The organism is Actinosynnema pretiosum, from assembly GCF_002354875.1.
In the GTDB taxonomy this organism is placed as follows: Bacteria; Actinomycetota; Actinomycetes; order Mycobacteriales; family Pseudonocardiaceae; genus Actinosynnema; species Actinosynnema auranticum.
In genome coordinates this window covers 4072370-4096047 of record NZ_CP023445.1, presented here as the reverse complement: position 1 = coordinate 4096047, position 23678 = coordinate 4072370, and the positions used below count along the sequence as shown (strand labels likewise).

24 protein-coding genes are annotated in these 23678 nt (G+C 73.9%); 12 read left to right on the top strand and 12 right to left on the bottom strand.

All coding sequences use genetic code 11. From position 1 onward, the window contains the following. Window positions 1–33 precede the first annotated feature (33 nt). The 7 genes from CNX65_RS17600 to CNX65_RS17570 all read left to right on the top strand — a co-directional run bounded on the left by CNX65_RS17600 (window position 34) and on the right by CNX65_RS17570 (window position 7194). Window positions 34–1827 (top strand): ABC transporter substrate-binding protein, encoded by a 1794-nt coding sequence (locus tag CNX65_RS17600; protein WP_096494436.1) that lies wholly within the window; start codon window positions 34–36, stop codon window positions 1825–1827. Beyond that, window positions 1824–2783 (top strand): ABC transporter permease, encoded by a 960-nt coding sequence (locus CNX65_RS17595; protein WP_096494434.1) that lies wholly within the window; start codon window positions 1824–1826, stop codon window positions 2781–2783. The genes CNX65_RS17600 and CNX65_RS17595 overlap by 4 nt, the downstream gene beginning before the upstream one ends. Next, window positions 2780–3661 carry an ABC transporter permease gene (locus tag CNX65_RS17590; protein ID WP_096494432.1) on the top strand — a complete coding sequence of 294 codons (882 nt, stop codon included), beginning with the start codon at window positions 2780–2782 and terminating at the stop codon, window positions 3659–3661. Before CNX65_RS17595 ends, CNX65_RS17590 begins: the two co-directional genes overlap by 4 nt. Next, window positions 3658–5307 (top strand): nickel ABC transporter ATP-binding protein NikE, encoded by a 1650-nt coding sequence (nikE, locus tag CNX65_RS17585; protein WP_096494430.1) that lies wholly within the window; start codon window positions 3658–3660, stop codon window positions 5305–5307. Before CNX65_RS17590 ends, nikE begins: the two co-directional genes overlap by 4 nt. A 252-nt stretch (window positions 5308–5559) precedes the next feature. Beyond that, window positions 5560–5748, top strand: coding sequence for a hypothetical protein (locus CNX65_RS17580; protein WP_096494428.1), 189 nt, complete (start codon window positions 5560–5562; stop codon window positions 5746–5748). A gap of 214 nt (window positions 5749–5962) precedes the next feature. Continuing rightward, window positions 5963–6529, top strand: a complete 567-nt coding sequence (locus CNX65_RS17575; protein WP_096494426.1) for a DUF2867 domain-containing protein — start codon at window positions 5963–5965, stop codon at window positions 6527–6529. 74 nt (window positions 6530–6603) lie between these two features. Beyond that, window positions 6604–7194: a DUF2867 domain-containing protein gene (locus CNX65_RS17570; RefSeq protein ID WP_096494424.1), complete on the top strand. Its 591-nt coding sequence runs from the start codon at window positions 6604–6606 to the stop codon at window positions 7192–7194. A 601-nt stretch (window positions 7195–7795) separates the two neighbouring features. Here the strand turns inward: CNX65_RS17570 and CNX65_RS17565 are convergent. The 7 genes from CNX65_RS17565 to CNX65_RS17535 form a co-directional block, all read right to left on the bottom strand. Then, window positions 7796–9004, bottom strand: a complete 1209-nt coding sequence (locus CNX65_RS17565; protein ID WP_096494422.1) for an acyl-CoA dehydrogenase family protein — start codon at window positions 9002–9004, stop codon at window positions 7796–7798. Then, on the bottom strand, window positions 9004–10038 hold the full coding sequence (locus CNX65_RS17560) for a phosphotransferase family protein (RefSeq protein ID WP_096494420.1): 1035 nt from the start codon (window positions 10036–10038) through the stop codon (window positions 9004–9006). The genes CNX65_RS17565 and CNX65_RS17560 overlap by 1 nt, the downstream gene beginning before the upstream one ends. Beyond that, complete coding sequence (locus CNX65_RS17555) at window positions 10035–10685, bottom strand: HAD family hydrolase (RefSeq protein WP_096494418.1); 651 nt, start codon at window positions 10683–10685, stop codon at window positions 10035–10037. Before CNX65_RS17555 ends, CNX65_RS17560 begins: the two co-directional genes overlap by 4 nt. A 118-nt stretch (window positions 10686–10803) precedes the next feature. Beyond that, window positions 10804–11685 (bottom strand): helix-turn-helix transcriptional regulator, encoded by an 882-nt coding sequence (locus tag CNX65_RS17550; protein ID WP_096494416.1) that lies wholly within the window; start codon window positions 11683–11685, stop codon window positions 10804–10806. 84 nt (window positions 11686–11769) lie between these two features. Continuing rightward, a complete protein-coding gene (locus tag CNX65_RS17545) occupies window positions 11770–12573 on the bottom strand; it encodes an SDR family oxidoreductase (protein ID WP_096497845.1) in 804 nt (267 codons plus the stop codon). Window positions 12574–12653: 80 nt separating this feature from the next. Further along, a complete protein-coding gene (locus tag CNX65_RS35455; protein ID WP_157767703.1) occupies window positions 12654–12980 on the bottom strand; it encodes a hypothetical protein in 327 nt (108 codons plus the stop codon). Between the two features lie 10 nt (window positions 12981–12990). Next, window positions 12991–13476: a MerR family transcriptional regulator gene (locus CNX65_RS17535; protein WP_096494414.1), complete on the bottom strand. Its 486-nt coding sequence runs from the start codon at window positions 13474–13476 to the stop codon at window positions 12991–12993. Between the two features lie 84 nt (window positions 13477–13560). Here CNX65_RS17535 and CNX65_RS17530 point away from each other — a divergent pair, with 84 nt between their 5' ends. Beyond that, a complete protein-coding gene (locus CNX65_RS17530; protein ID WP_096494412.1) occupies window positions 13561–14427 on the top strand; it encodes an SDR family oxidoreductase in 867 nt (288 codons plus the stop codon). Between the two features lie 78 nt (window positions 14428–14505). Here CNX65_RS17530 and CNX65_RS17525 read toward each other — a convergent pair whose 3' ends face one another. Further along, window positions 14506–15408, bottom strand: a complete 903-nt coding sequence (locus CNX65_RS17525) for a S66 peptidase family protein (protein ID WP_096494410.1) — start codon at window positions 15406–15408, stop codon at window positions 14506–14508. Continuing rightward, window positions 15405–17324, bottom strand: a complete 1920-nt coding sequence (locus CNX65_RS17520; RefSeq protein ID WP_096494408.1) for a S9 family peptidase — start codon at window positions 17322–17324, stop codon at window positions 15405–15407. The genes CNX65_RS17525 and CNX65_RS17520 overlap by 4 nt, the downstream gene beginning before the upstream one ends. Window positions 17325–17435: 111 nt before the next feature. Here CNX65_RS17520 and CNX65_RS17515 point away from each other — a divergent pair, with 111 nt between their 5' ends. The 3 genes from CNX65_RS17515 to CNX65_RS17505 all read left to right on the top strand — a co-directional run bounded on the left by CNX65_RS17515 (window position 17436) and on the right by CNX65_RS17505 (window position 19465). Further along, window positions 17436–18002, top strand: a complete 567-nt coding sequence (locus tag CNX65_RS17515; protein ID WP_015802237.1) for a DUF3090 domain-containing protein — start codon at window positions 17436–17438, stop codon at window positions 18000–18002. A gap of 5 nt (window positions 18003–18007) precedes the next feature. Beyond that, window positions 18008–18811, top strand: coding sequence for an SCO1664 family protein (locus tag CNX65_RS17510; RefSeq protein WP_096494406.1), 804 nt, complete (start codon window positions 18008–18010; stop codon window positions 18809–18811). A gap of 195 nt (window positions 18812–19006) precedes the next feature. Continuing rightward, window positions 19007–19465: a hypothetical protein gene (locus CNX65_RS17505; protein ID WP_096494404.1), complete on the top strand. Its 459-nt coding sequence runs from the start codon at window positions 19007–19009 to the stop codon at window positions 19463–19465. 82 nt (window positions 19466–19547) lie between these two features. Here CNX65_RS17505 and CNX65_RS17500 read toward each other — a convergent pair whose 3' ends face one another. From CNX65_RS17500 to CNX65_RS17490, 3 genes are all read right to left on the bottom strand, one after another. Then, complete coding sequence (locus tag CNX65_RS17500; RefSeq protein WP_096494403.1) at window positions 19548–20129, bottom strand: dihydrofolate reductase family protein; 582 nt, start codon at window positions 20127–20129, stop codon at window positions 19548–19550. A 66-nt stretch (window positions 20130–20195) separates the two neighbouring features. Continuing rightward, window positions 20196–21041, bottom strand: a complete 846-nt coding sequence (locus CNX65_RS17495) for an AraC family transcriptional regulator (protein WP_232519880.1) — start codon at window positions 21039–21041, stop codon at window positions 20196–20198. A 110-nt stretch (window positions 21042–21151) separates the two neighbouring features. Continuing rightward, window positions 21152–22126: a tyrosine-type recombinase/integrase gene (locus CNX65_RS17490; RefSeq protein WP_015802232.1), complete on the bottom strand. Its 975-nt coding sequence runs from the start codon at window positions 22124–22126 to the stop codon at window positions 21152–21154. A gap of 1143 nt (window positions 22127–23269) precedes the next feature. Here CNX65_RS17490 and CNX65_RS17480 point away from each other — a divergent pair. After that, window positions 23270–23566, top strand: a complete 297-nt coding sequence (locus CNX65_RS17480; RefSeq protein ID WP_096494399.1) for a hypothetical protein — start codon at window positions 23270–23272, stop codon at window positions 23564–23566. Window positions 23567–23678 lie beyond the last annotated feature (112 nt).

Sequence of the window (23678 nt, the reverse complement as noted above, 5' to 3'; positions counted from 1 at the left end):
TCTGACATCCACTCAGTGTAGGAGGGGGTCACTGTGGGTGTCTGGCAGCGTATCGCCGCCGCGTCGGCGGCGGCAGGTCTGTCCGTGTTGCCCTTCGGGGTACCGGCCCAGGCCCAGAACGAGGTCGTCTTACGGGTGGCGATCACCCAGCAGGTCGACTCGCTCAACCCGTTCCTGGCCACCTTCCAGGCCAGCACCGAGGTCGGCAGGCTCATGTACGACTTCCTCACCGCCTACGACCAGCGCGACCAGACCCCGGTCCCCGCCCTCGCCGACCGGTGGTCCTCCAGCGAGGACCGGCTCACCTGGACCTTCCACATCCCCGAGGGCCGCAAGTGGTCCGACGGCCAGGACATCACCGCCCACGACGTCGCCTTCACCTACGACCTGATGATGCGCGACACCACCGCCGCCACCGCCAACGGCAGCTTCACCGCCGACTTCGAGTCCGTCACCGCCTCCCCGGACGGCCGCGAGGTCGTCATCAGGACCAAGCAGCCCCAGGCCACCATGCTCGCCCTGGACGTGCCCATCGTCCCCGAGCACGTCTGGTCGAAGGTCACCAGCGTCGGCGACTACCCCAACGACCAGGGCCCGGTCGTGGGCAGCGGCCCGTTCGTGCTCGCCGAGCACAAGCCCAACGAGTTCATCCGCTTCACCGCCAACAAGACCTACTGGCGCGGCGCCCCCGAGTACGACAGCCTCGTCTTCGTCTACTACAAGACCACCGACGCCGCCGCCCAAGCCCTGGCCAAGGGCGAGGTCGACCTGGTCAACCGCCTCGGACCCGCCCAGTTCGACTCGCTGGAGGGCGCCGAGGGCGTCACCCGCAACAAGGCCAACGGCCGCCGCTTCACCGAGCTGGTGATCAACTCCGGCGCCGCCACCAACACCGGCGAGCCCATCGGCGACGGCCACCCCGCGCTGCGCGACCTCGTCGTGCGCCGCGCCATCGCCCAGGCCATCGACCGCGACGCCATCATCGCCCGCGTCAACAACGGCTACGCCCAGCGCGGCACCGGCCCCATCCCGCCGGTCTTCCCCGCCTACCACCTGCCGCAGCCCGACCCCGACCCGCTGACGCACGACCCCGCCGCCGCGAACGCCGCCCTCGACGCCGCAGGGTACGCGCGCGGCGCCGACGGCACCCGCGCCAAGGACGGCCGCCCGCTCAAGATCCGGCTGCTCGGCCACTCCAGCCGCGCCTACGACGAGCAGGCCGCCGAGTTCGTCAAGGGCGGCCTCGCCGAGATCGGCATCGCCGTCGACGTGCAGATCGTCTCCGACAACCAGCTCAACGAGTCCGCCACCGCCGGGACCTTCGACCTGGTCTTCTCCGGCTGGGGCACCAACCCCGACCCCGACTTCATCCTGTCGCTGCACACCTGCGCCCAGCGCCCCGGAGCCGACGGCAAGGGCGGCACCACCGACACGTTCTTCTGCGACCCCGAGTACGACGCCCTGCACGCCCGCCAGCGCGCCGAGTTCGACCAGGCCAAGCGCGCCGACCTGGTCAAGCAGATGCAGCGCCGCTTCTACGAGCAGGTCCCGGCCGTCGTCCTGGGCTACGACAACGTGCTGGAGGCCTACCGCAGCGACAAGTTCACCGGCTTCCCCGTCCAGCCCGACCCCGGCGGCGTGATCATGGCCCAGAACGGCGTGTGGGGCTACTACGGCGCCACCCCCGCCACCGCCACCGGCGCGCAACCGGACAACGGCAACGGCGCCCTCGTCGTCGTCCTGATCGCCGGCGTCGCGGTGGTCGTCGTGGCGGGCGGGGTGCTGCTGGCCCGCAGGCGCGGCGCGGGCGCCGAGGACCGCGAGTGAGCACCCGCTACCTGCTCGGGAAGCTGGCGGGCGCGGCGGCGAGCCTGGTCCTCGTCGTCGTGCTCGGCTTCCTGCTGTTCCGCGTCATCCCCGGCGACCCGGTCGTCGCCATGACCAGGGGCCGCCCAGTCACCCGCGACCAGCTCGCCGTCCTGCGCGCCGAGCTCGGCGTCGACCGGCCCGTGCACGAGCAGTTCACCGCCTGGGTCGCCGACGCGCTGCGCGGCGACCTGGGCACCTCCTACATCTTCCGCCGCCCCGTGCTCGAGCTGATCGGCGAGCGCCTGTGGCCGACCGTGCTCCTCGCGGGCACCGCCACGCTCCTGGCCGTGGCGCTGGGCCTGTGGCTGGGGGCGCGCGGCGCCTGGCGGCACGACAGCGCCTTCGACCGGATCTCCACCGGCGCCGCCCTGGCCCAGTGGGCCATGCCCACCTTCTGGCTCGGGCTGCTGCTGTCCATGGTCACCGGCGACCTGTTCCCCAGCGGCGGGATGCGCTACCCCGACACCCCGCCTGGGTTCCTCCCGCAGGCGCTCGACGTCGCCCACCACATGGTGCTGCCGGTGATCACCATGGTCTCCGTCGTCTACGCCCAGTACCTGCTGGTCATGCGCTCCTCCCTGCTGGAGGAGAAGCACGCCGACTACATCACCACCGCCCGCGCCAAGGGCCTGCGCGACGACCTGGTGCGCCGCCGCCACGCCGTGCCCAACGCGCTGCTGCCCACCGTCACCCTCGTCTTCCTGCACCTCGGGCTGGTCGTGTCCGGCGCGATCACCGTCGAGACGGTGTTCTCCTGGCCGGGCCTGGGCCTGCTGACCTACGAGGCGCTCACCGGACCGGACCTGCAACTGCTCCAAGGGGTGTTCGTGCTGCTCGCGGGCGCGGTGGTGCTGATGAACGTGCTGGCCGACCTGCTGCACCGGGTCCTGGACCCCAGGGTGCGCGCCTCGTGAGCGCCCTGGTCAGGCGCCGCCGCCTCGCCGCCGCCGCGGCCACCTGGCGCGCCTTCGCCGCCCACCGCACCGGACTGGCAGGCCTGGCGCTGCTGGGCGTCATCGCCGCGCTCGCCCTGCTCGCCCCCCTGCTCACCGACGCGGGCGGCCTGGACGTCACCAAGGCCACCGGCGCCCCCTACCAACCACCCAGCGCCGAGCACTGGCTGGGCACCGACAACAGCGGGCGCTCGGTGCTGCTGCTGACCTGGTGGGGCACCCGCGTGTCCCTGGTCGTGGGCCTGGCCGCCGCCGTGCTGTCCGTGCTCATCGGCACCGTCGTCGGCGTCACCGCCGCGCACTTCCGCCGCACCGAGGGCCTGCTCATGGGTGCCACCGACTTCTTCCTCGCCCTGCCCTCCCTGGTGCTGGCCATCGCCCTGTCCACCGTGCTGCCGCGCGGGCTGGCCACGATCGTGCTCGCCATCGGCGTCACCTCCTGGCCCTCCACCGCCCGCGTGGTGCGCGCCCAGACCCTCGCCGTCGAGGCCCGCCCGTTCGTCGAGCGCGCCAGGGCACTCGGGGGCGGGCACGCGCACGTGGTCGGGCGGCACGTGCTGCCCGCCGTGCTGCCGCTGGTGCTGGTCAACACCACCCTGGCGGTGGCCGGCGCGATCATCTCCGAGTCGACCCTGTCGTTCCTGGGCCTGGGTGACCCCACCCGCGTGTCGTGGGGGTCGATGCTGCACGCGGCCAGCAGCTACGGCGCGGTCTCCCAGCGGGCGTGGTGGTTCATCCTCCCGCCGGGGCTGGGGGTGGTGGCCGTGGTGCTGGCGTTCACCCTGTGCGGGCGCGCCATGGAGTCCGTGCTCATCCCCCGGCTGGGAGGCCACCGATGACCGCCGCCGCCGCTCCTGCCTCTGCCGGGCCGCTGCTGCGGGTGCGGGACCTGCGGGTGCGCTACGCCCGCTCCCGCGACGAGCACCCCGCCGTCGACGGCGTCGACCTCGACCTCGACGCCGGGCAGACCCTGGGCCTGGCGGGGGAGTCGGGCTGCGGCAAGTCCACCGTGGCCATGTCCGTGCTGCGCCTGCTGCCCCGCACCGCCGAGGTCACCGGGCGGATCGAGCTCGGCGGCGAGGACGTGACCACCATGTCCTGGGGCAGGCTGCGCGCGGTGCGCTGGGCCGAGGCGTCCGTGGTGTTCCAGGGCGCCATGCACGCCTTCAACCCGGTGCGGCGCGTCGGCGGCCAGATCGCCGAGCCCATGCGCCTGCACGGCGTCGAGGGCTCGGCGGGCGTGGACGCCGCCGTGGCCGAGCTGCTCGACCAGGTCGAGCTCCCCGCGCGCGCCGCCCGCGCCTACCCGCACGAGCTGTCCGGCGGCCAGAAGCAGCGCGCGATGATCGCCATGGCCCTGGCGTGCTCGCCGAGCCTGGTCATCGCCGACGAGCCGACCACCGCGCTCGACGTCGTCGTCCAGGCCCAGGTCCTCGGGCTGCTCACCCGGCTGGTCGCCGAGCGCGGCATCGGCCTGGTCGTGATCAGCCACGACCTGTCCGTGCTCGCCGCCACCTGCGACCGGCTCGCCGTGATGCGCCGCGGCAAGGTCGTCGAGCAGGGCCCCACCCGCCAGGTCATCGCCGCACCCGTCCACGAGCACTCGCGCGCGCTGGCCGCCGCGTTCCCCACCGTCGGCGACCCGGCGTTCCGGCGCGTGCGCGAGCACGGGGAGCCGGGGGAGCCGCTGCTGAGCGCCCGCGACCTGCGGGTGGTCTTCGACGGGGTGGCGGCCGTGGACGGGGTGGACCTGGACGTGCGGCCGGGGGAGATCGTCGCCCTGGTCGGCCAGTCCGGCTCCGGCAAGACCACCCTGGCCAGAACCCTCCTGGGCCTGCAACGCCCCACCTCGGGCCACGTCGAGTTCGACGGCGCCCCGCTGCCGCGCTCGACGGCCGGGCTGCGCGCGTTCCGGCGGCAGGCGCAGCTGGTGCTCCAGGACCCGACCAGCGCCCTGAACCCGAGGCACTCGGTGTACGAGGCGGTCGCGGAGGGCCTGCGCATCCACCGCGTCGACGGCGACGAGGCGGCGCTGGTCGCGGCGGCGCTGGAACAGGCCGAACTGCGGCCCCCGGTGGCGTTCACCCAGGCCCTGCCGCACGAGCTGTCCGGCGGGCAGCGGCAGCGGGTGGTGATCGCCGGCGCGCTGGCGCTGGGGCCGAGGGTGCTGGTGGCGGACGAGCCGGTGGCGTCGCTGGACGCGTCGGTGCGCGGGGAGATCCTCGCGCTGCTGCTGCGCCTGCGCGCGGACCTGGGCCTGGGCGCGCTGGTGATCACCCACGACCTGGGGCTGGCGTGGACCATCGCCGACCGGGTGGTGGTGATGCTGGACGGACGGTTCGTGGAGCAGGGACCGGTGGAGGAGGTGCTGCTGCGCCCGCGGCACGAGTACACGAAGGCGCTGCTGGAGGCGGTGTGGCCGCTGGACTCGCGGCGGCGGGCGGGGCGGGGAGGACCGGGCACGGTGGGCCGAACGGACGCCTAGTCTGGCGCGGGTGACCCCTCCGAACCGGCACTCCCGGCGCTGCGGCGCGCCCGAGCTGTCGGGCGCGGGCGGGTTGCTGGAGGAGCACCACCTGAACAACGCGGCCCGCAGGCACCACGTCCCCGCCGAGGTGGCCGAACTGCGGGCGGCGCCGGTGCCCAGGGCGCCGCTGCGGGTGTGGCCGGGTGTGGCCGGGCCTGGCCCCCGACGTTCCCGGCGTGCTGGCCGGGGTGGGCGGGCACGGGGGACTTGGTGGAGGCGGTCTGGGAGGACGCCGGGGGCGGGCTGCGTTCGCGGCTGCTCGACGAGACCGACTACCCGCCCCTGCCCGCACTGCCGGCGGGCAGGCTGTGCCCCGGCGCCGTGGACGTCCGCGCCGCGCTGCGCACGGCGGTGCTGCCAGACGTGGACGGGTGGTGCGCGCCCCGCTGGCTGGAGTGAACCGGGAGCGCGCCGCGCGGTGGGGTCGGGGCGCTGCTCACCCCGGCGCGCGGCGGTACCGCCGGGCCAGCGCGGTCAGGTCGACCCGGTGCGGGGCGGCGTCGTACCCGAGTGCCCGAGCCCCGCCCACCCCGCACCCACCCGTCCCGTTACCCTTACCTGTCTCCCGCGCCCGCGGGGAGAACCACGCCATGCACACCACCGGCCCACGCCGATGAAGCTCCCCGACCGCGCGTTCACCGAACTCCCGTGGCGGCTGCACCGGTACGCCGCCGACTTCCACGTCGAGGACGTGTGGCGCGTCCGCTCCGGCGGCGCGGGCCCCGACGACTTCCCGGCGGTGCTGGCCGCGCTGCTGGAGGCGACCGAGCGCTCCGACGACAGCGGCCTGCTGCTCACCGTCCGCGAGCGCCTGGGCGCCGTCCTCGGCTGGGACCGCCCCGAGCACGGCCCGGGCGCGCGCGTGCGCCCCCTGTCCGACCGCCTGCCCCCGGACCTGGCCGCGACCGCCGCCGGTCGGATGTTCGGCCCGTTCACCGGGGTCTACGCGCTGCCCGACGAGGCCGTGGCCGAACTGGCGAACAAGACCGTCCACGGCCTGGTCCACCTGGGCTGGACCCCCGGCGACGACGGCCACGAGCTGCGGATGACCGTCCTGGTCAAGACCAACGGCCGCCTGGGCTCGCTGTACCTGCGCCTGATCGGCCCGTTCCGCGACCACCTGGTGTACCCGTCGCTGGTGCGCCGCTGGGAGCGCGTGCTGCGCGAGCGCGTCCGCTAGGCGCCCACCTCCGGCGGTGTTCTTCCCCGCACGATCGGGTGATACCAGGGGACCGGGTGCCTACGATCCCCCACATGGGGGACAAGAGCACCGGCGCGAAGCTGCCCGACAGCGCCTACACCACGATGCCGTGGCGCATCCGCGAGGTCACCGACGACTTCCACGTGCACGACGTCTGGCGCATCAGCACCCCCGGCGCGGGCCCCGACGACTTCCCCGCCATGCACGCCGCGATGCGCGGAACCGGCGGCGTCAACCAGCAAAAAGGCCTGGTCAAGCTGCTCTTCGCCATCCGCTGGAAGCTCGGCGCCCTGCTCCGCCTCGACAACGGACCAGCGGGCACCTCCCTGGCCACCCGCCTGCCCGCAGCCCTGACCGCGACCACCACCCCGGCCCACGCCCAACCCCCGTTCACCCCGCTCTGCGAACTCCCGACCGAGGCCGCCTCGGAGATCGTGAACCGGTCCGTGCACGCGGTCATGCACCTGGGCTGGGCGCCCTCGACGGCAGGCGCCGACCACGAACTGCGCATGACCGTCCTGGTCAAGCCCAACGGCCGCCTGGGCCGCGCCTACCTGTCCCTGATCGGCCCCCTCCGCCACGCGGTGGTCTACCCGGCCCTGACCCGCCGCTGGGAGCGCGCCTGGCGCGAGCGCTCCCGCTGACCGAAGCGGACACCGCCGAAACGGCCGTTCTGCGGTTTTCCTCCCGCCTTCCAGGAGCACAGTGAGGACGTAGGCGGGGAGGCGGCAGTGGAGCGCGCCCCCGCTCCTCACTCGAGGGCGCGGACCGGGCGCGGCGAGCAGGCCCGTGAAGAAGAAGCCCCGCGTGCGGGCCTGCCGGGTGTGCCACCAGTCCCTCGGCCCCTGGGAGGTGGCGAAGGGGCGCGGTGAGCACCAGTCCTGCCAGCAGGCCTCCTGCCGGGATCGCCACCGCTCCACCTCCTGGTACAGCCTGGCCGACGGGCGTTGCCCCGCCTGCGCGCGGCAGGTGCTGGACAGGGCGGCCCGCACCCGGTCCCGGCGTCGCGCCCCAGGGCAGTCACCCCGCTCCTCTGACGGCCACTGGGACAGCGGCCGGTGCCCGATGTGCGGCAACCACGGCGCCCACCAGTGCGGCACCGAGTGGCGGCTCGCGAACGGCGCGGTCGGCGAGCGTCCGCGCAGGCGTGCGAAGCGCGCGGGCAAGAGCAGCAGCGTCCGCACCGTCTCCGGTGGCCTGCCCCACCCTCGGCAAGGGGGCGCGCTGACCGCACCCTCCCACCCCTCACTCGTACCGCTTCAACTCCCGCTTCGCCAACGACACCCGGTGCACCTCGTCCGGCCCGTCCGCCAACCGCAGCGTGCGCGCCGACGCCCACAGCTCGGCCAGCGGGTGGTCCTGGCTCACCCCGGCCGCCCCGTGCGCCTGGATCGCCTTGTCCAGCACCCACTCCGCCATCAGCGGCACCGCGATCTTGATCGCCTGGATCTCCGTGTGCGCGCCCTTGTTGCCCACCGTGTCCATCAGCCACGCCGTCTTGAGCACCAGCAGCCGCGCCTGCTCGATGCGCACCCGCGACTCCGCGATCCACTCCCGCACCACGCCCTGCTCCGCCAGCGGCCGACCGAACGCCACCCGCTCCAGCGCGCGCCTGCACATCAGCTCCAGCGCCCGCTCGGCCATCCCGATCAACCGCATGCAGTGGTGCACCCGCCCCGGCCCCAGCCTGGCCTGGGCGATCGCGAACCCCTCGCCCTCCCCGCCGATCAGGTTCGACGCGGGCACCCGCACGCCCTCGAACACCACCTCGGCGTGCCCGCCGTGCGAGGCGTCGTCGTAGCCGAACACCCGCATCCCGCGCTCCACCCGCACCCCCGGCGTCCCACGCGGCACCAGGATCATCGACTGCTGCCGGTGCCGCTCCGCGCCCGGATCGGTCTTGCCCATCACGATGAAGACCGCGCACTCGGGGTTCATCGCCCCCGACGACCACCACTTGCGCCCGTCGACCACGTACTCGTCGCCCTCGCGCCGGATGCGCGTGGCGATGTTCGTCGCGTCCGAGGACGCCACCTCCGGCTCGGTCATGCAGAACGCCGACCGGATGCGCCCGTCCAGCAGTGGCCGCAGCCACTCCCGCTGCTGCGCGGCGCTGCCGAACATCGCCAGCACCTCCATGTTCCCGGTGTCCGGCGCCGCGCAGTTGAGCGCCTCCGGCGCCAGGTGCGGGCTGCGGCCGGTGATCTCCGCCAGCGGCGCGTACTGCAGGTTCGTCAGCCCCGCCCCGTGCTCCCGGTCCGGCAGGAACAGGTTCCACAGGCCCCGCCGCCGCGCCTCGGCCTTGAGCTCCTCGATCACCTTCGGCTTGACCCACGGGTCCGCCTCGGCCAGCTGCCGCGCCAGCACCGGCTCCGCGGGCAGCACGAAGTCCTCCATGAACTCCAGCAGCTCCCGCCGCAACTGCTCGGTGGTGGCGTCGTGGGCGAAGTCCATCAGCTCTGCTCTCCCGCTCTCCCAGGGCGCCCGGCGCCCGCCTCGGCCAGTCCCCGCCGCACCAGCGGTGCCGTCAGCTCCCCGATCCGGTCGAACCCGGCCCCCACCGTCTGCCCGCCCCGGTACCGGTAGTGGATGCCCTCCACGATCACCGCGAGCTTGAAGCACCCGAACGCCGTGTACCAGCCCAGCCCGGACACGTCCGCGCCGCTGCGCTCGGCGTACCGGGCGACCATCTCCCCGGTGGAGGCGAACCCCGGCAGCCCGAGCACCGTCCCGGTGATCGGGTCGTCGGCCAGCCCCAGCCCGCCCCAGTACACGCACATCAGCCCCAGGTCGGCCAGCGGGTCGCCGAGGGTGGCCATCTCCCAGTCCAGCACCGCGCTCACCCCGCCCGGCGGGTCCTCGGTGACCAGCACGTTGTCCAGCCGGTAGTCCCCGTGCACCACCGACGCCCGCCGCGACACCGGCACCGTGTCCGCCAGCACCCGCCGCAACCGGTCCACACCGGGGACGTCCCGGCTGCGCGAGGCCTCCAGCTGCCTGCCCCACCGGTCCACCTGCCGCGCCAGGAACCCCTCCGGCCGCCCGAAGTCGCCCAGCCCCACCTCGCCGGGGTCCACGGCGTGCAGCTCGACCAGGACGTCCACCAACCGGTGCGACAGGGCGGTGGCGTGCTCGGGGGTCAGCCACGGGCACTGCTCGCGGTGGCGCAGCGCCTGCCCCGGAGCCTCGCGCATCAGGTAGAACGGCGCGCCGATCACCTCGGGGTCCTCGCACAGCAGCAGCGCCTCGGGCACCGGCACGGCGGTGCCCGCCAGCGCGCTGATCACCCGGTGCTCGCGCGCCATGTCGTGCGCGGTGGCCAGCACGTGCCCCAGCGGCGGGCGCCGCAGCACCCACCGCTCGCGGCCGTCGCCCACCCGGTAGGTCAGGTTCGAGCGGCCACCGGGGATCAGCTCGCCGGTCAGCGGGCCGCTGCCCAGGTGGATCGACAGGCGCTCCAGGTCCAGGCCGGGCAACTCGGTGCTCACAGCGCTCCTCCGAGCAGGCTCTCCAGCACGCGGCGGGTCTCGTCCGCGCTCGTGTGGCGGTGGGCGAGCAGACCGGCGGCGCGGGCGCCCTCGACGTTGCCGGGCATGTCGTCGAAGAACGCGCACCGGGACGCGGGCGCGCCCACCCGCTCGACGGCGTGCGCGAAGATCGCCGGGTCCGGCTTGCGCAACCCGATCCGGCCGCTGACCACCACCACGTCGAACAGCTCCAGCAGCAGCTCCTCCGGGTAGCCCTCGCCCCAGCTGTTGGACAGCAGCGCCGTGGTCAGCCCGGCCGCGCGCGCCGACCGCACCAGGTCGACCATCGCCGGGTCGGGGTGGGCCTGGCCGAACATGCGGCGCAGCAGGCCGGGCGCGGGCACGGGGGTCCCGTCCAGGGTGGTCAGCTCGGCGGCGAGCAGCGCCTCGAACTCGGCCACCGGCAGCTCCCCGGTCTCCAGGCGGGCGACCGGGGTGTCCGGGGGAGCGGAGCGGCCCATCCAGGCGCGCAGGGTGGTGGTGTAGCGCTCGCGGTCGATGCGCTCGGCGGTCAGCCAGGAGTCCACGAACGCGGGGACCGGCACGGTCATCACCCCGCCCCAGTCCAGCACCACGGCGTCGACCTCACGCGTCCTCGCGTTGCCCACGCCGCGAGGGTACCGACCGGTCGGTATGTCGGTCAACGGCGCCCACCGAGGGGGAGGGCGACACCGGTGAACTGCGCGTTCCCGACACTGCGACCGACCGGCACGGCGGGCCGTCAGGTCAGCCGAACGCCCGCACCCCGCTCTCCCGACCGGCCGCCCACGACGCCAGCAGCGCCAGACCGTCCGCGCTCGCCGTGCCCGCCGGAGCGGTGTAGACGCTCAGCAGCAGACCGGGATCGGCGGGCAGCTCCATCGACTCCACGTCCAGCTCGAGCGCGCCCACCACCGGGTGGCGCAGCCGCTTGCGCCCCGACCGGTGCAACCGCACGTCCCGCGAGGCCCACCGCCGCCGGAACAGCGCGCTGCGCGTGGACAGCTCCCCGACCAGGGCGATCAGGTCCTCGTCGTGCGGGTCGCGACCGGCCTCCATGCGCAGCTTCGCCGCCACGTCGCGCGCGACGCGCTCGTGGTCGACGAAGAACGCCTCCGCCGCCTCGGGCTCCAGGTACACGAACCGCGCGGTGTTCGCCGGACGGCGCGCGCCGGCCAGCACCGGCGAGAACAGCGCGGCGGCCAGCCGGTTCGCGGCCAGCACGTCGTAGCGGCCGTTGCAGATCCAGGCCGGCGCGTCGGCGACCGCGTCGAGCACCCGCCGCAGCGCCGGGCGCACCGCCCCCGCGGGCCGTGCCCGACGCGGGACGCCGGAGGGCCGGGACTGCCGGGCGAGGTGGAACAGGTGCTCGCGCTCGGCCTCGTCCAGCTGCAGCGCGGACGCCACCGCGTCGAGCACCCCGTCGGAGGCGCCCGCGAGGCTGCCGCGCTCCATGCGCACGTAGTAGTCCACCGACACCCCGGCCAGCAGCGCCACCTCCTCGCGGCGCAGCCCCGCAACCCGGCGGTTGGCGCCGTAGACGGGCAACCCGGCCCGCTCGGGGGTGATCCGCGCGCGGCGCGACCCCAGGAACTCCCTGATCTCGGTGCGCAGGTCGATCATCGCCACCCCTCCTCGGCCCCGGCGCCCACTTCCGGGTGCCCGTCGTCTCCAGGTTCCCGTCCCCAGGTCCCCGTCCCAGGGTTCCCGCCTCTAGGCGCCCGACGCGGTCGTGGCGATGCCGCCGTCGACCGGGATCACCGCGCCCGTCAGGTACGCCGCGGCCCGACTGGCCAGGAACACCGCGACCCCCGCCATGTCGTCGTCACGACCCAGCCGTCCCAGCGGGGCCTTCGCGGCGATCGCCTCGCCCGCGACGTCGAGCGTGGCCGCCATCATCCGCGACGGGAACGGTCCGGGCGCCACCGCGTTCACCGCCACGTGCTGCGGCCCCAGCTCCCTGGCCAGCACCCTGGTGAGCTGGTGCAACCCCGCCTTGCTGGCGGCGTACGAGTAGTTCGGCGAGGCGGCGACGTGGATGGCGGCGATGCTGCCGACGTTGACCACCCGCGCGGGATCGTCGGCCGTCCCGGCCCGGCGCAACGCGGGCAGCAACGCCCGCACCAGCCAGAACGGCGCCTTCAGGTTCAGGTCGACCACGCTGTCCCACGCCTCGTCCGGGAACGTCTCCAGCGGCTCGCGCCACATCGCCCCCGCGTTGTTGACCAGCACGTCCAGGCGCTCCGAGCCCGCCGTGACCAGCTCGGCCAGGCGCAGGCACCCCTCGTGCCGGGACAGGTCGGCGGGGATCGCCCGCACCTCCCCGAACGCGGACAGCGCCCGCTGCGCCGCCGCGCACGCGTCCGCGTCCCGCGAGCTGACGACCACGCTCGCACCCGCCCGCAGCAGGCCACGCGCCATCATCATCCCGATGCCCCTGGTGCCGCCGGTGACGAGCGCGCGCTTGCCGCCCAGGTCGAACAAATCCGCGTGCGCGATGAGCAGGTCCTCAGCCATGCGCCCAGGCTGGCAGCGGTCCCGCACGTCCGGGAGACCCCGCCGGGACAGGTACCACCAGACCCCCGCAGAGCCCGGCCTCAGCCCTCGAACGGCTCCTCGCTGAACCGGAACCACGCCCGCCCGCCGTCCAGGTGCAGCAGGAACTCCGCCACCGGCCCCTCCGGCGACACCAGCCCCACCGCCGACTCGACCCGCGCGTACGCCCCACCCCAGTCCTGCCCCCGCCCGGCCAGCTCCCGCACCCGCGCGAACAGCGGCGCGCACCCGTCGAACGCGGGCCCCGCCGTCACCGACCCCGCCAACCACGGGAAGTCCGCCTCGTCCACGTCGATGCGGCACACCACCCGCCCGCCGTCACGCCGCACCACCCGCCACACGCCCCACGGGCCCGACACCTCCGCCACACCGCGCAGGCTAACGCCGACCCCCGACACCACCGGACGATGACGAGGGCGAGGACGGCGGCGCGGGCGGCGAGCAGTCCGGGCTGTCCACCCACAACGCCTGCGCCGACCCCGCCTCCAGGTGCGCCTCGTACAGCGCCACCTTCCCCCGCACCACCCCCAGCAACGACGTCAGCTCCGCCACCTGCGCCGCCATCCGCTCCTCGTGCGCCCGCAGCAGCGCCAACCGCTCCCGCACCGTCCCCTCACCCGCGCGCACCAGCTCCGCGTACCGCCGGATCTCCGGCACCGGCATCCCCGCCCCGCGCAACCGCGCGCACGCCCGCAACCACCCCACGTCCTCCCACCCGAACACCCTCCGCCCCGCCGCGTTGCGCCGAACGGGCGACACGAACAACCCCTCCCGCTCGTAGAAGCGCACCGCGTGCACGCTCAACCCCGTCAACCCGGCCACGTCGCCGATGGTCAGCAGGGGTGCGTCCGTCACCGAGGTCATTCACCCACCCTACGGAGTTGACCTCGCCTCGACTCCAGCTCATAGCGTCACCACCAGCACCTGAGCGAGAGGAACACCCCAGCAATGACCAGCACGTGGTTCATCACCGGCACCTCATCCGGCTTCGGCCTGCTGCTGACCCGGCGGCTCCTCGACCGCGGCGACCGCGTCGCCGCCACCCTGCGCCGCCCCGAGGTCCTGGCCGACCTGAAGGCCGAGCACGGCGACCGGCTGTGGGTGCGCGCCCTCGACGTCACCGACACCGAACAGGTGAACGAGGTCGTCACCGCCGCCTTCACCGAACTCGGCCACATCGACGTCGTCGTCAACAACGCCGGCTACGCCGTGTTCGCCTCCGTCGAGGAAGCCACCGACGACCAGATCCGCCAGGTCATCGACACCAACCTCCTCGGCTCCATCGCGGTCATCCGCGCCGCCCTGCCCCACCTGCGCGCCCAGGGCCGAGGCCGCGTCCTGCAGATCTCCACCGCGGGCGGCCAAGCCGCCTTCCCCAACTTCGGCTACTACCACGCCGCCAAGTGGGGCATCGAGGGCTTCTGCCAGACCACCGCCGCCGAGATCGCCCCCTTCGGCATCGACCTCACCATCGTCGAACCCGGCGCCGCCCCCACCGGCTTCGGCCAGGCCCTGGCCACCGCCCCCGTCATGCCCGAGTACGACGCGGGCCCCGCCGGACAGGTCCGCCGCGCCATCACCAGCGGCGAGATCCCCCTGGTCAACGACCCCGACAAGATCGCCGCCGCCCTCGTCGACCTCGTCGACAGCGGCCACACCCCGCTGCGCCTGCCCCTGGGCCCGGACTGCTACCACGAGGTCCGCAACGCCCTGCTCGCCCGCCTGGCCGAGCACGAGGCCCACCGCGACACCGCCCGAGCCACCGCCCTCGACCGGTACGCCGACCTCGCCGACCGGCTCACCACCCACGCCTGACCCCGCACCCGACAAAGCCGTGGGGGCCGGGGAGGAAGATCCCGGCCCCCACGGGGGTCACCGCGCCGACCCCTCAGGTCAGCTCGCCACATCCAACAACGGCCGCGGCCCACCACTGCCGGCGGGGTCCAGGACCGTCACCACCCCGGCGTCCGCGTCCACCTCCACCCGCACCCCCAGCGGCACCGTCACCTGCTCCGGGCAGTGCCCGAACCCCGCGTCCCCCAGCACCGGCACACCCAACGTGCCCAACCGGTCCGCCAGCACCTCGTCCACCACCGACCGGTCACCGCACCCGTCCCACGAGCCCAGCACCACCGCCGCCACCCCGCCGAACCACCCCGACCGCCGCAGCGCCGTCAGCATCCGGTCCACCCGGTACGGCTCCTCGCCGACCTCCTCGACCAGCACCACCGCGCCCTCCGGCGGGGGAGGACCCAGCAGGCTCAGGTTCCCCCCGAACGCCACCCCGGAGGCCCGACCACCCACCACAGGCACACCCGAGTACGACCGCACCCCCTCGAACAGCGCCCGCCGCAGGTTCTCCCGCGCCACCGCGTCCGACAGGAACGCCGGCGTCGCCACCATCGGCCCGAACCACGACGCCAACCCGAACGCCGAGAACCGCTCGTGCAACGCCGTCGCGTCACTGGACCCCACGAACACCGACGGCTCCGCCGCCGCCACCGACGGCCAGTCCACCAGGTCCACCATGCGCTGAGCGCCGTACCCGCCCCGCGCGCACAGCACCCCCCGCACCGCCGGGTCCACCAGCGCCGCCGTCAGGTCCGCCGCCCGATCCGGATCAGTCCCCGCCAGGTACCGCAACCCAGGGTGGTAGTCCTTCGCGTGCGGCGCAGCCACCGCGTCCAACCCCCACCCCCGCAGCAGCGCCACCCCCGCGTCCACGTCCTCCGCGGGCGAAGCCGACGACGGCGACACCACCACCACCCGGTCACCCGGCGCCAACAACCCGCTCACGAGCTCAACCCCAACACCGGCACACCCGCCGGAACGAACCCCAGCACCTGCCCGTAGAACGACAGCTCCGCCTCCAACGCCGCCACCATCGTGGCCTCCCGCCGGAACCCGTGCTGCTCACCCTCGAACGCCAGGTACGCGTGCGGCACCCCACTGCCCGCCAACCCCGCCATGAACCGCTCCGCCTGCGCCGGAGGGCAGATCTCGTCCTCCAACCCCTGCAACATCAGCACCGGACCCGCCAACCGGTCCGCCCGCCCGCTCGGCGACCGGTCCCGGTACAGCTGCGCGGCCTCCGGCAGCCGACCCACCAACCCCTCCACGTACCGCGACTCGAAGTCGTGCGTCTCCCCGCCCTCGGCCGTCCACCCCGCCAGGTCCAGGATCGGGAACGCCACCATCCCGCACCGGTACGTCGACACCGACGTCAACGACGCCGCCGACGTCCACCCACCCGCGCTACCACCCCGGATCGCCAACCGCGCGCCATCCGCCGTCCCCTCCGCCGCCAACGCCTCCGCGACCGCCGCGCAGTCCTCGACGTCCACCACGCCCCACTGCCCGCGCAACCGCTCCCGGTACGCCCGCCCGTACCCCGTCGACCCCCCGTAGTCCACCGCCACCACACCGATGCCCCGACTGGTCAAGAACGCGAAGTCCAGATCCAGCGCAGGCGCGAACCGACCCGTCGGCCCACCGTGCACGTGCACCACGAACGGCGGCAGCTCACCCTCCGGCGCCGCGAAGTCCGGGTTGAACGGCAGGTACACCCACGCCGGAACCCGCTGCCCGTCCGGCCGCGAGAACACCCGCAGCTCCGGCTCCGGCAGGTACCGCGCGTGCGGCGCCGCGGCCTCCGAGCGGTGCTCCACCACCCCCGTCGACAGGTCCAGCGTCACCACCGACGACTCCACCAGCGGACCACCCGCGACCCCGGCCACCACCCCACCGGACACCACGATCCCCGCCTGCCACACCGGCAGGTCCACCTCCACCGGCGTCACGGACCTCCCGCGCTCGTCCAGCACCGCCAACGACCCCGACGCCAGCACCGCGTACCGGTAACCGTCACCCACCGGCGCGAACCACGTCTGCCCCGGCTTCCACAACGCCCCACCCAGCTCGCGCTCGCACGCCGCCAGGTTCTCCCGCGACCCGTCGAACCCGATCCGGTGCAGGTTCCACCAGCCGTCCGGGTCCGTCAGCGCCAGCAGCGCCGCGCTGCCGTCCCACTCCACCTGGCACACCGACTCGCCCGCACCACCCGCGACCACCCGGTGCCCACCACCGACCCCGGCCACGCACAGCTCCGAGCTGTCCCACGGCATGTCCGGGTGATCCCACCCGATCCACGCCAGATGAGCCCCGTCCGGACTCGGCCGCACCCCCGCCATGAACCGGTGACTGGCCGCCAGCACCACCGGCTCACCACCGTCCAGCGGCACCGACACGATCTCCCGCACCACGTCCGTCGGCGCCGGACCGGTCACCGACTCCCGCACGCACCACACCGACCCGCCGTCCGGCCCCGCCACCAGGTCCCCGTACCGCAACCCGTGCCGCACCGACGGCTCCACCGTGATCGGCACAGGCGCCCCACCACCGTCCGGGTCCAGCAGGTAGATCCGCTGGTCCTCCCAGTTCGTGAACGCCACCCGCACCCCACCCGGCACGTCCACCACCGCGTAGGGCCGCCCCCCGTACTCGTGCAACCGGTTCCGCACGTTCCACGGCGCCCCCAACACCGGCGCCCCGTCCCGCAGCAGCTCCAGCCGACCCCCCTCCGAGGGCAGCGAGCACGCCCACCACACCGCGCCACCGTGCAGCCAGACCCACTGGGGCCCACCACCCGCCCGCGCCGCCTCCAACGCCGTCACCGGCGATTCCCACGTCCCGTACGACGCGATCTCCACCACGAACCGACCCTAACGCCCCGCGCGCGCACACCCGCGCGCACGGCCCCGACACCCGGAAAACACGGGCCAGGGCTGCCGATCATCACGCCGTGGCCTAGGGTCGGTGTCGTCATGGCACGCGTCATCCACGTATTCCGCCAGCCCGACCGGTTCATCGCCGGCACAGTCGGGCAACCCGGCGAGCGCGTTTTCTACCTCCAGGCCTCCGAGGAGGCCCGGACGGTCAGCGTCGCGCTGGAGAAGCAACAGGTCGCCGTACTCGCCGAGCGCATCGGCTCGCTGCTGGAGGAGGTGCACCGCAGGTTCGGCGCCGAAGTCCCCGAAGCGGCCCCCGACGACCTCCGGGACACCGAACCCCTCGCGGTGCCGGTCGAGGAGGAGTTCAAGGTCGGCACGATGGGCCTCGGCTGGGACTCCGAGTCCGAGGCCGTCGTCATCGAACTGCTCGCCGTCACCGAGGAGGACGTCGACGAGGCCGTCGTGCTCGACGACACCGAGGAAGGCCCGGACGCCGTCCGCGTCTTCCTCACCCCGGCCGAGGCCAGGGCGTTCGCCGAACGCGCCGAACGAGTCGTCAAGGCAGGCCGCAAACCCTGCCCCCTGTGCGGCGAACCCCTCGACCCCGAGGGCCACATCTGCCCCAGGCAGAACGGCTACCGCCGCTCGGAGGAGAGCTGACAGCGGTGCGGCGGCCCGACGACAACGACGTCGTCGAGCTGCTCACCCACGGCACGCTCGACATCCGGGGCCGACTCGTCGACGCCTCCAACGCCACCCTGCTCTGCGACGTCGAACTCGACGGCGCCACCGCCACCTGCGTCTACAAACCCGTCCGCGGCGAACGCCCCCTCTGGGACTTCCCCGACGGCACCCTCGCCGGACGCGAGCACGCCACCTACCTCATCTCCCAGGCCTGCCACTTCGACCTCGTACCCCCCACCGTCCTGCGCCCCGGCCCACTCGGGCCGGGCATGGCCCAGCTCTGGATCGACACCCGCGAGGACGACGACCTCGTCGAACTCGTCCCCGCCGACCAGCTCCGCCCCGGCCGCATCCCCGTCCTCCACGCCACCTCCGAGGACGGCGAACCCCTCGTCGTCGCCCACCGCGACCACCCCGCACTGCGCCTCATGGCCGCCTTCGACGCCCTCGTCAACAACGCCGACCGCAAGGGCGGCCACGTCCTGCACGCCCCCGACGGCCACGTCTACGGCGTCGACCACGGCATCTGCCTGCACGCCGAGGACAAGCTCCGCACCGTCCTGTGGGGCTGGGAGTCCCAACCGCTCCCGGACCAGGCCATCGCCGGAACCGAACGCCTCCTCGCCGGACTCGACGGCGACCTGGGGGAGACCCTGCACGAGCACCTCACCCGCGCCGAGGTCTGGGCACTGGGCTCCCGCGCCAAGCGCCTCATCGCCACCGGCACCCTCCCCGCCGTCGACCACGAGCGCGACTGGCCCGCCATCCCCTGGCCGCCCTTCTGACCCGAACGAGCGACCCACACCCCACAATTCCCCCGACCGGGCTCACCCCCGCACCACCGGTAACCAACTGTTGATCACATCAGGTGCCATCCCACCCCACCGGGGATGAAACACCTCCCGAAACAGACCCATCCCGTCCCCGCCGCCCCTAGCGTGTGCCCGGCCGCCGCACCAGGGAGAACGGACAGGGAGACCATGCGCAAGATCATGAGTTTGCTGGCGGGCGCCGCCTTCGCGCTCGCACTGGCGACCGGAACCGCCACCGCCCAGGCCGCACCCGCCCCCACCGCCACCCCCGAGGTCGGCGTCATGGGCGTCTGGGCCTGCAGCGTCCCCGCGGGCAGCACCTACACGCGGGTGCTCAGCCAGCTCAACGTGTGCTCCCCGAGCGGCTTCGCCACCTCGTACTACGTCGAAACCCCCACCACCGGCCTCTGGGCCTGCACCGTCCCCTCCGGCTTCACCTACTCCAGGGTGCTCAGCCAGCTCAACGTGTGCAGCACGAGCGGCTTCGCCACCTCCTACCTGCTCGAACAGCCCCGCAGCGGCATCTGGGCCTGCAGCGTGCCCCCCGGCTTCACCTACACCCGCACCCTCAGCCAGCTGAACGTGTGCAGCACGAGCGGCTTCGCCACCTCCTACCTGCTCGCCTGACCGGACGCGGGGCCCGCCGCAGGGGTGCGGTGGGCCCCGCCCCGAGCCAGGGGGAGGAGCACCGCCCGCACGACCGGTCACCTCACCGACGCACCCGGTAGCACAGGTGCAGCACCCGATCACCCCGCACCACCACGTCAGGCCCCTCCAACAGGTGCTGCGCGTCGACCGACCCGAAGTAGCGCCTGCCCGACCCCAGCACCACGGGCACCACGTCCATCCGCACCTCGTCCACCAACCCCGCCGCGAACACCTGCCCACCCACGTCCCCGGCGGCCACCTCCACGACCCGCTCACCCGCCAACTCCCGAGCCCTGGCCACCGCCGCCCCCACACCCGCCACGAAGTGGAACGGCGCCCCCGCGTCCCACCCCTCTGGCGCGGGCCGGTGCGTCACCACGACCACGTGCCCCACCCCGCTCGGCGGAACCCCGCCCCACCCGTCCGCCAGGTCGAACACGCGCCGCCCCACGACCGTCACCCCGATCGAGTCCCAGTACGGCCGCGTGTGCTCGTACGACGCCCGCGACACCGCCAGCGCACCGCTGTCGTCCAACGGCACGTCACCACCGGTCAACCAGTCGAACAACGGCCCCGGCCGGTCCTCCCCGTCCGCGATGAAACCGTCCACCGACACCGAGCTGTACACGACCACCTTGCCCACACGGCCCTCCTCCACTCCGGAAGACCCCGAAGCTAGCGAGCCGCGCACCACCGCTCTTGTACGAAATCAACCCACGGGCAACGACCAGCCCTCCAGCACGTGACCGGGGTTCTCCCGCAGGAACCGCCGCCGCACCTCCAGGTACCCCGTCGGCGTCAACCCCGTGAACTCGCGGAACTCGCGCACGAAGTGGGCCTGGTCGAAGTACCCGGCCGCGCAGGCCAGAGCACCCCAGTCCACCGGCCCCGCCGGATCGATCCCGAACACCGCGGAGGTGAACCGGTAGGTGCGGGCCAACCGCTTCGGTGCGACCCCCACGACCGCCTTGAACCGCCGCGCCAGGTGCGCCCCGCTCACCCCCGCCGCCTCGCTCAGACCACCGATCCCCACCACCCCGCCGGCCGCCGCGATGACCCCACCCGCACCGCGCACCAACCCCAGACCGGAGGGCTCGCGCAACCGCCGCACCAGCTCCTCCTCGAACAGCGCCAGCACCGCCCGCGGGTTCGCCGCCGCGGCCAACCGCCCCCGCAGCTCGTCGACCGCACGCCGCCCCCACAGCTGCTCCACCTCCACCGGCCGGTCGCACAGCTCCGCCACCGGCATCGGCGCGAACGGCGCCAACCCCCACGGTTTGAGGTGCGCGCCGACCGACCGGGTCAGGGGCGGGTAGCCGAACTCCAGCGCACGGGTGCGCATCGCCACCACGCACCCGTCGACGAACCCACCCGCCGCCACGTCGACCCCGGACCGGACGCGGAACGGCGCCCCCAGGTTGACCACCAGCAGCGCCGACGGCCCCGGCGGCAACAGCAACCGGGCGTACGGCGCCGCCCCCTCCAGGTAGTAGAGATCGTCGACCAGCCCGTCCAACGGCGGACGTGGCACCCTGGACACGTACTCCACGCGCACACCCGCTCACAAGTAGTCGAAGAACCGGAGCCACCAACCCGGCCGACACCCCGCCGCTGCTCGGCGAAGCGCACCCGCCGCACTGCTCGCGCAGAACCCGCCGGGGAGCGCTAAGCCCCACCACCCGGCAACCGCGACAACGACGCGTACGTCCGGTTCCCCGCCACCGCCGACCGCTGCTCCCGCGCCGTCGCCTCGATGTAGTTCTGGCTCGTCGCCAACGACGCGTGCCCCAGCAACGCCATGATCTCCGACGCCGTCGCCCCGTCCTCCGCCAACCGCGTCGCGAACGTGTGCCGCAACGCGTGCAGGTTCGCCCCCGACGGCACCCGGTCGTGCAACCCCGCCCACCGGAAGCACGACCGCACCAGGTACTCCAACCCACCCCGCCCGATCGGCTCCCCGTGCCGGTCCCGCAGCAACGCCGAACCCCGGTCGAACCGCCCCTGCGGGAACCGCTTGCGGCACGACGCCAGGTACTCGTCCACCACCCGCTCCATCGCGGGCTCGATCGGCACCGACCGGTCCCGGTTGCCCTTGCCCAGCACGTGCAGCCGCCGCTCCCCGGACCGCCCCACCACCGACGCCAGCGTCAACGTCCGCATCTCCACCGACCGCAACCCCGCCACCAGCCCCAGCGCCAGCACCAGCACGTCCCGCTCCGGCCACGGGTCCCGCGCCTTCCGCGCCCCCTCCGCGGCAGCCGCCAGCAACCGCTCCGGCGTGTCCTCCCCGCGCAGCGGCTTCGGCACCAGCGGCGGCGTCTTGGGGCGCGCCACGGCGCCCATCGGGTTGCCGGGCACCAGGTCCTCGGCGACCAGGAACGTCAGGAACTGGTTCCAGGTGGACCAGGCCCGCAGCACCGAGCTCTTGGCGTGCGAGTCAGCGAACACCCCGAACGCCGACCGCAGGTGCGCCCCGGTCAGGTCCTCCACCCGAAGCTCACCCACCTCGCGCCCGACCACCTCGCCCAGCAGCGCGTTGACCCCGGCGAGGTCGCGCCGGTACGCGGCGGTGGTGTGCGGCGAATCCTTCCTGGGCCTGCGGGCCTGGAAGAAGGCTTCCTGAGCAGCGAGTACGTCCACGCCACCTTTACTACCGCACGGGACCGACAATTCGGCCCAGTTGGTTACCCGAACGGGGGAGGTGGGGGTGGTTCGGGCAGGTGGCGGGCGGCAGGTGGCGACTGGTGGCGGGGGAGCGGCGGGTGTGAGCAGGACGAGGCGCGATGCTTCCTGCCGGGAGAGGGGGCGGTGGAGGTGAGCGGTCACCGGCAGGGGAGTCCCAGCGTTGGACGCTGGTTGGCGGCGGTGACGTGAGAGGCCAGGGGGCACGGCGTGCCGAACGCGCGGGCGTCGGACCCGTCGGACCCGTCGGACCCGTCGGACCCGTCGGACCCGTCGGACCCGTCGGACCCGTCGGACCCGTCGGACCTGTCGAGCGCGCCGAGCGCAGCGGGTCACCGACCCAACGCGATCCGTATTGTTTGATGGATAATGGCGATTATCCATCAAACAGCGGTCGGGGTGGGTCAGCCCCTCTCGGGGGACCCCGGTAGTTGATCTTCAAACGAGTCCCGCCGAAGGCCCTCAGAACGCCTCCAACAACACGTTGCGCGCGCCCCGCAGCGCCTCGACGCCGCACCGGGACGCCGGTCGACGCCACTTGAGGCAGGGCGGAGTCCGGGGGGCGGGCCTCGGGGGGACGCCTTGATCAAGCCCGAACCGGCCGCCGGGCGCCTTGCGGCACGACGTCGACGCACTCCAGGACACACCCGTGGATGCGTCACGTGACGTATTACCGGCCGACTCAAGCAAGCCGACACCGACGGCCGCCAGTCGACCGCTGACGTCTCGAACGCTCAGCGCCCCGAGCCCGCGTCGCCCGCGCTGCCGCGCTGAGCCGACGCCGCCGCCCGTCGCGTGCGCGCCGCTCGACGGCGACGCGTCGCGCACGCCCCGTCGCGGCCCACGGCGCCGCCGTTCGCGCACACGCGACGCACCACCGTCGCCCGGACGTTCCAGCGCCCCCTCTCGCCCCTCTGACCAGCACCTCCGTAATGCCGATAATCTACATTATGTTAAGTAAGCAATCCGGGCCCCTCCCCGCGGCCGCGGCAGCGCGGTACGGTCGGCGGGTCGTTCGGTCGAGTCGGTGGAGGCGCGCCCGTGAGCCCGGTCTAGCGATGGCCCGTCCGGGGCTGTCACGGAGCCGAAAGGCGACCGGGCATGGGCAAGACCGACAAGACCCGCCCCTGGTGGGTGCAGATGGCGGACGCTCCGATGTCCACGTGCGTTCCGGTGCACGATCACCGGTTCGGCGGGTGCGCGCTCCCCGCCGTCATCAGCGAGGCCACCGCTTCCCTCGGGCAGCCGCGTTCGGGGTGCCACTGGGCGGGGTCCGCGTCGTACTGGTTCCGGCGTTGCGAGAGCCGCGGGCACCGGGAGTGGGCGTTCCGGCGCCGGGAGGACCGGCGGCGTGATCGGCGGGCGGCGCGGCGGGCGTTGCGGGAGCACCTGGGCTGATCGGGTCGCGGCGTGCGGCGGGGCGTCCGGGGTGTCCCGCCGCTCCCCCGCGACCGCGACCCGCCGTTGATCACCGTCGTCCCGTGGGTGTCGGTGTGCCCGGGTACGCTGC

Excerpts from the sequence above, each read along its gene's own strand:
- nikE (WP_096494430.1), top strand. The coding sequence starts at position 3,658 with ATGACCGCCGCCGCCGCTCCTGCCTCTGCCGGGCCGCTGCTGCGGGTG.
- CNX65_RS17575 (WP_096494426.1), top strand. The coding sequence starts at position 5,963 with ATGAAGCTCCCCGACCGCGCGTTCACCGAACTCCCGTGGCGGCTGCAC.
- CNX65_RS17570 (WP_096494424.1), top strand. The coding sequence starts at position 6,604 with ATGGGGGACAAGAGCACCGGCGCGAAGCTGCCCGACAGCGCCTACACC.
- CNX65_RS17565 (WP_096494422.1), bottom strand. The coding sequence starts at position 9,004 with ATGGACTTCGCCCACGACGCCACCACCGAGCAGTTGCGGCGGGAGCTG.
- CNX65_RS17545 (WP_096497845.1), bottom strand. The coding sequence starts at position 12,573 with ATGGCTGAGGACCTGCTCATCGCGCACGCGGATTTGTTCGACCTGGGC.
- CNX65_RS17535 (WP_096494414.1), bottom strand. The coding sequence starts at position 13,476 with ATGACCTCGGTGACGGACGCACCCCTGCTGACCATCGGCGACGTGGCC.
- CNX65_RS17530 (WP_096494412.1), top strand. The coding sequence starts at position 13,561 with ATGACCAGCACGTGGTTCATCACCGGCACCTCATCCGGCTTCGGCCTG.
- CNX65_RS17515 (WP_015802237.1), top strand. The coding sequence starts at position 17,436 with ATGGCACGCGTCATCCACGTATTCCGCCAGCCCGACCGGTTCATCGCC.
- CNX65_RS17505 (WP_096494404.1), top strand. The coding sequence starts at position 19,007 with ATGCGCAAGATCATGAGTTTGCTGGCGGGCGCCGCCTTCGCGCTCGCA.
- CNX65_RS17480 (WP_096494399.1), top strand. The coding sequence starts at position 23,270 with ATGGGCAAGACCGACAAGACCCGCCCCTGGTGGGTGCAGATGGCGGAC.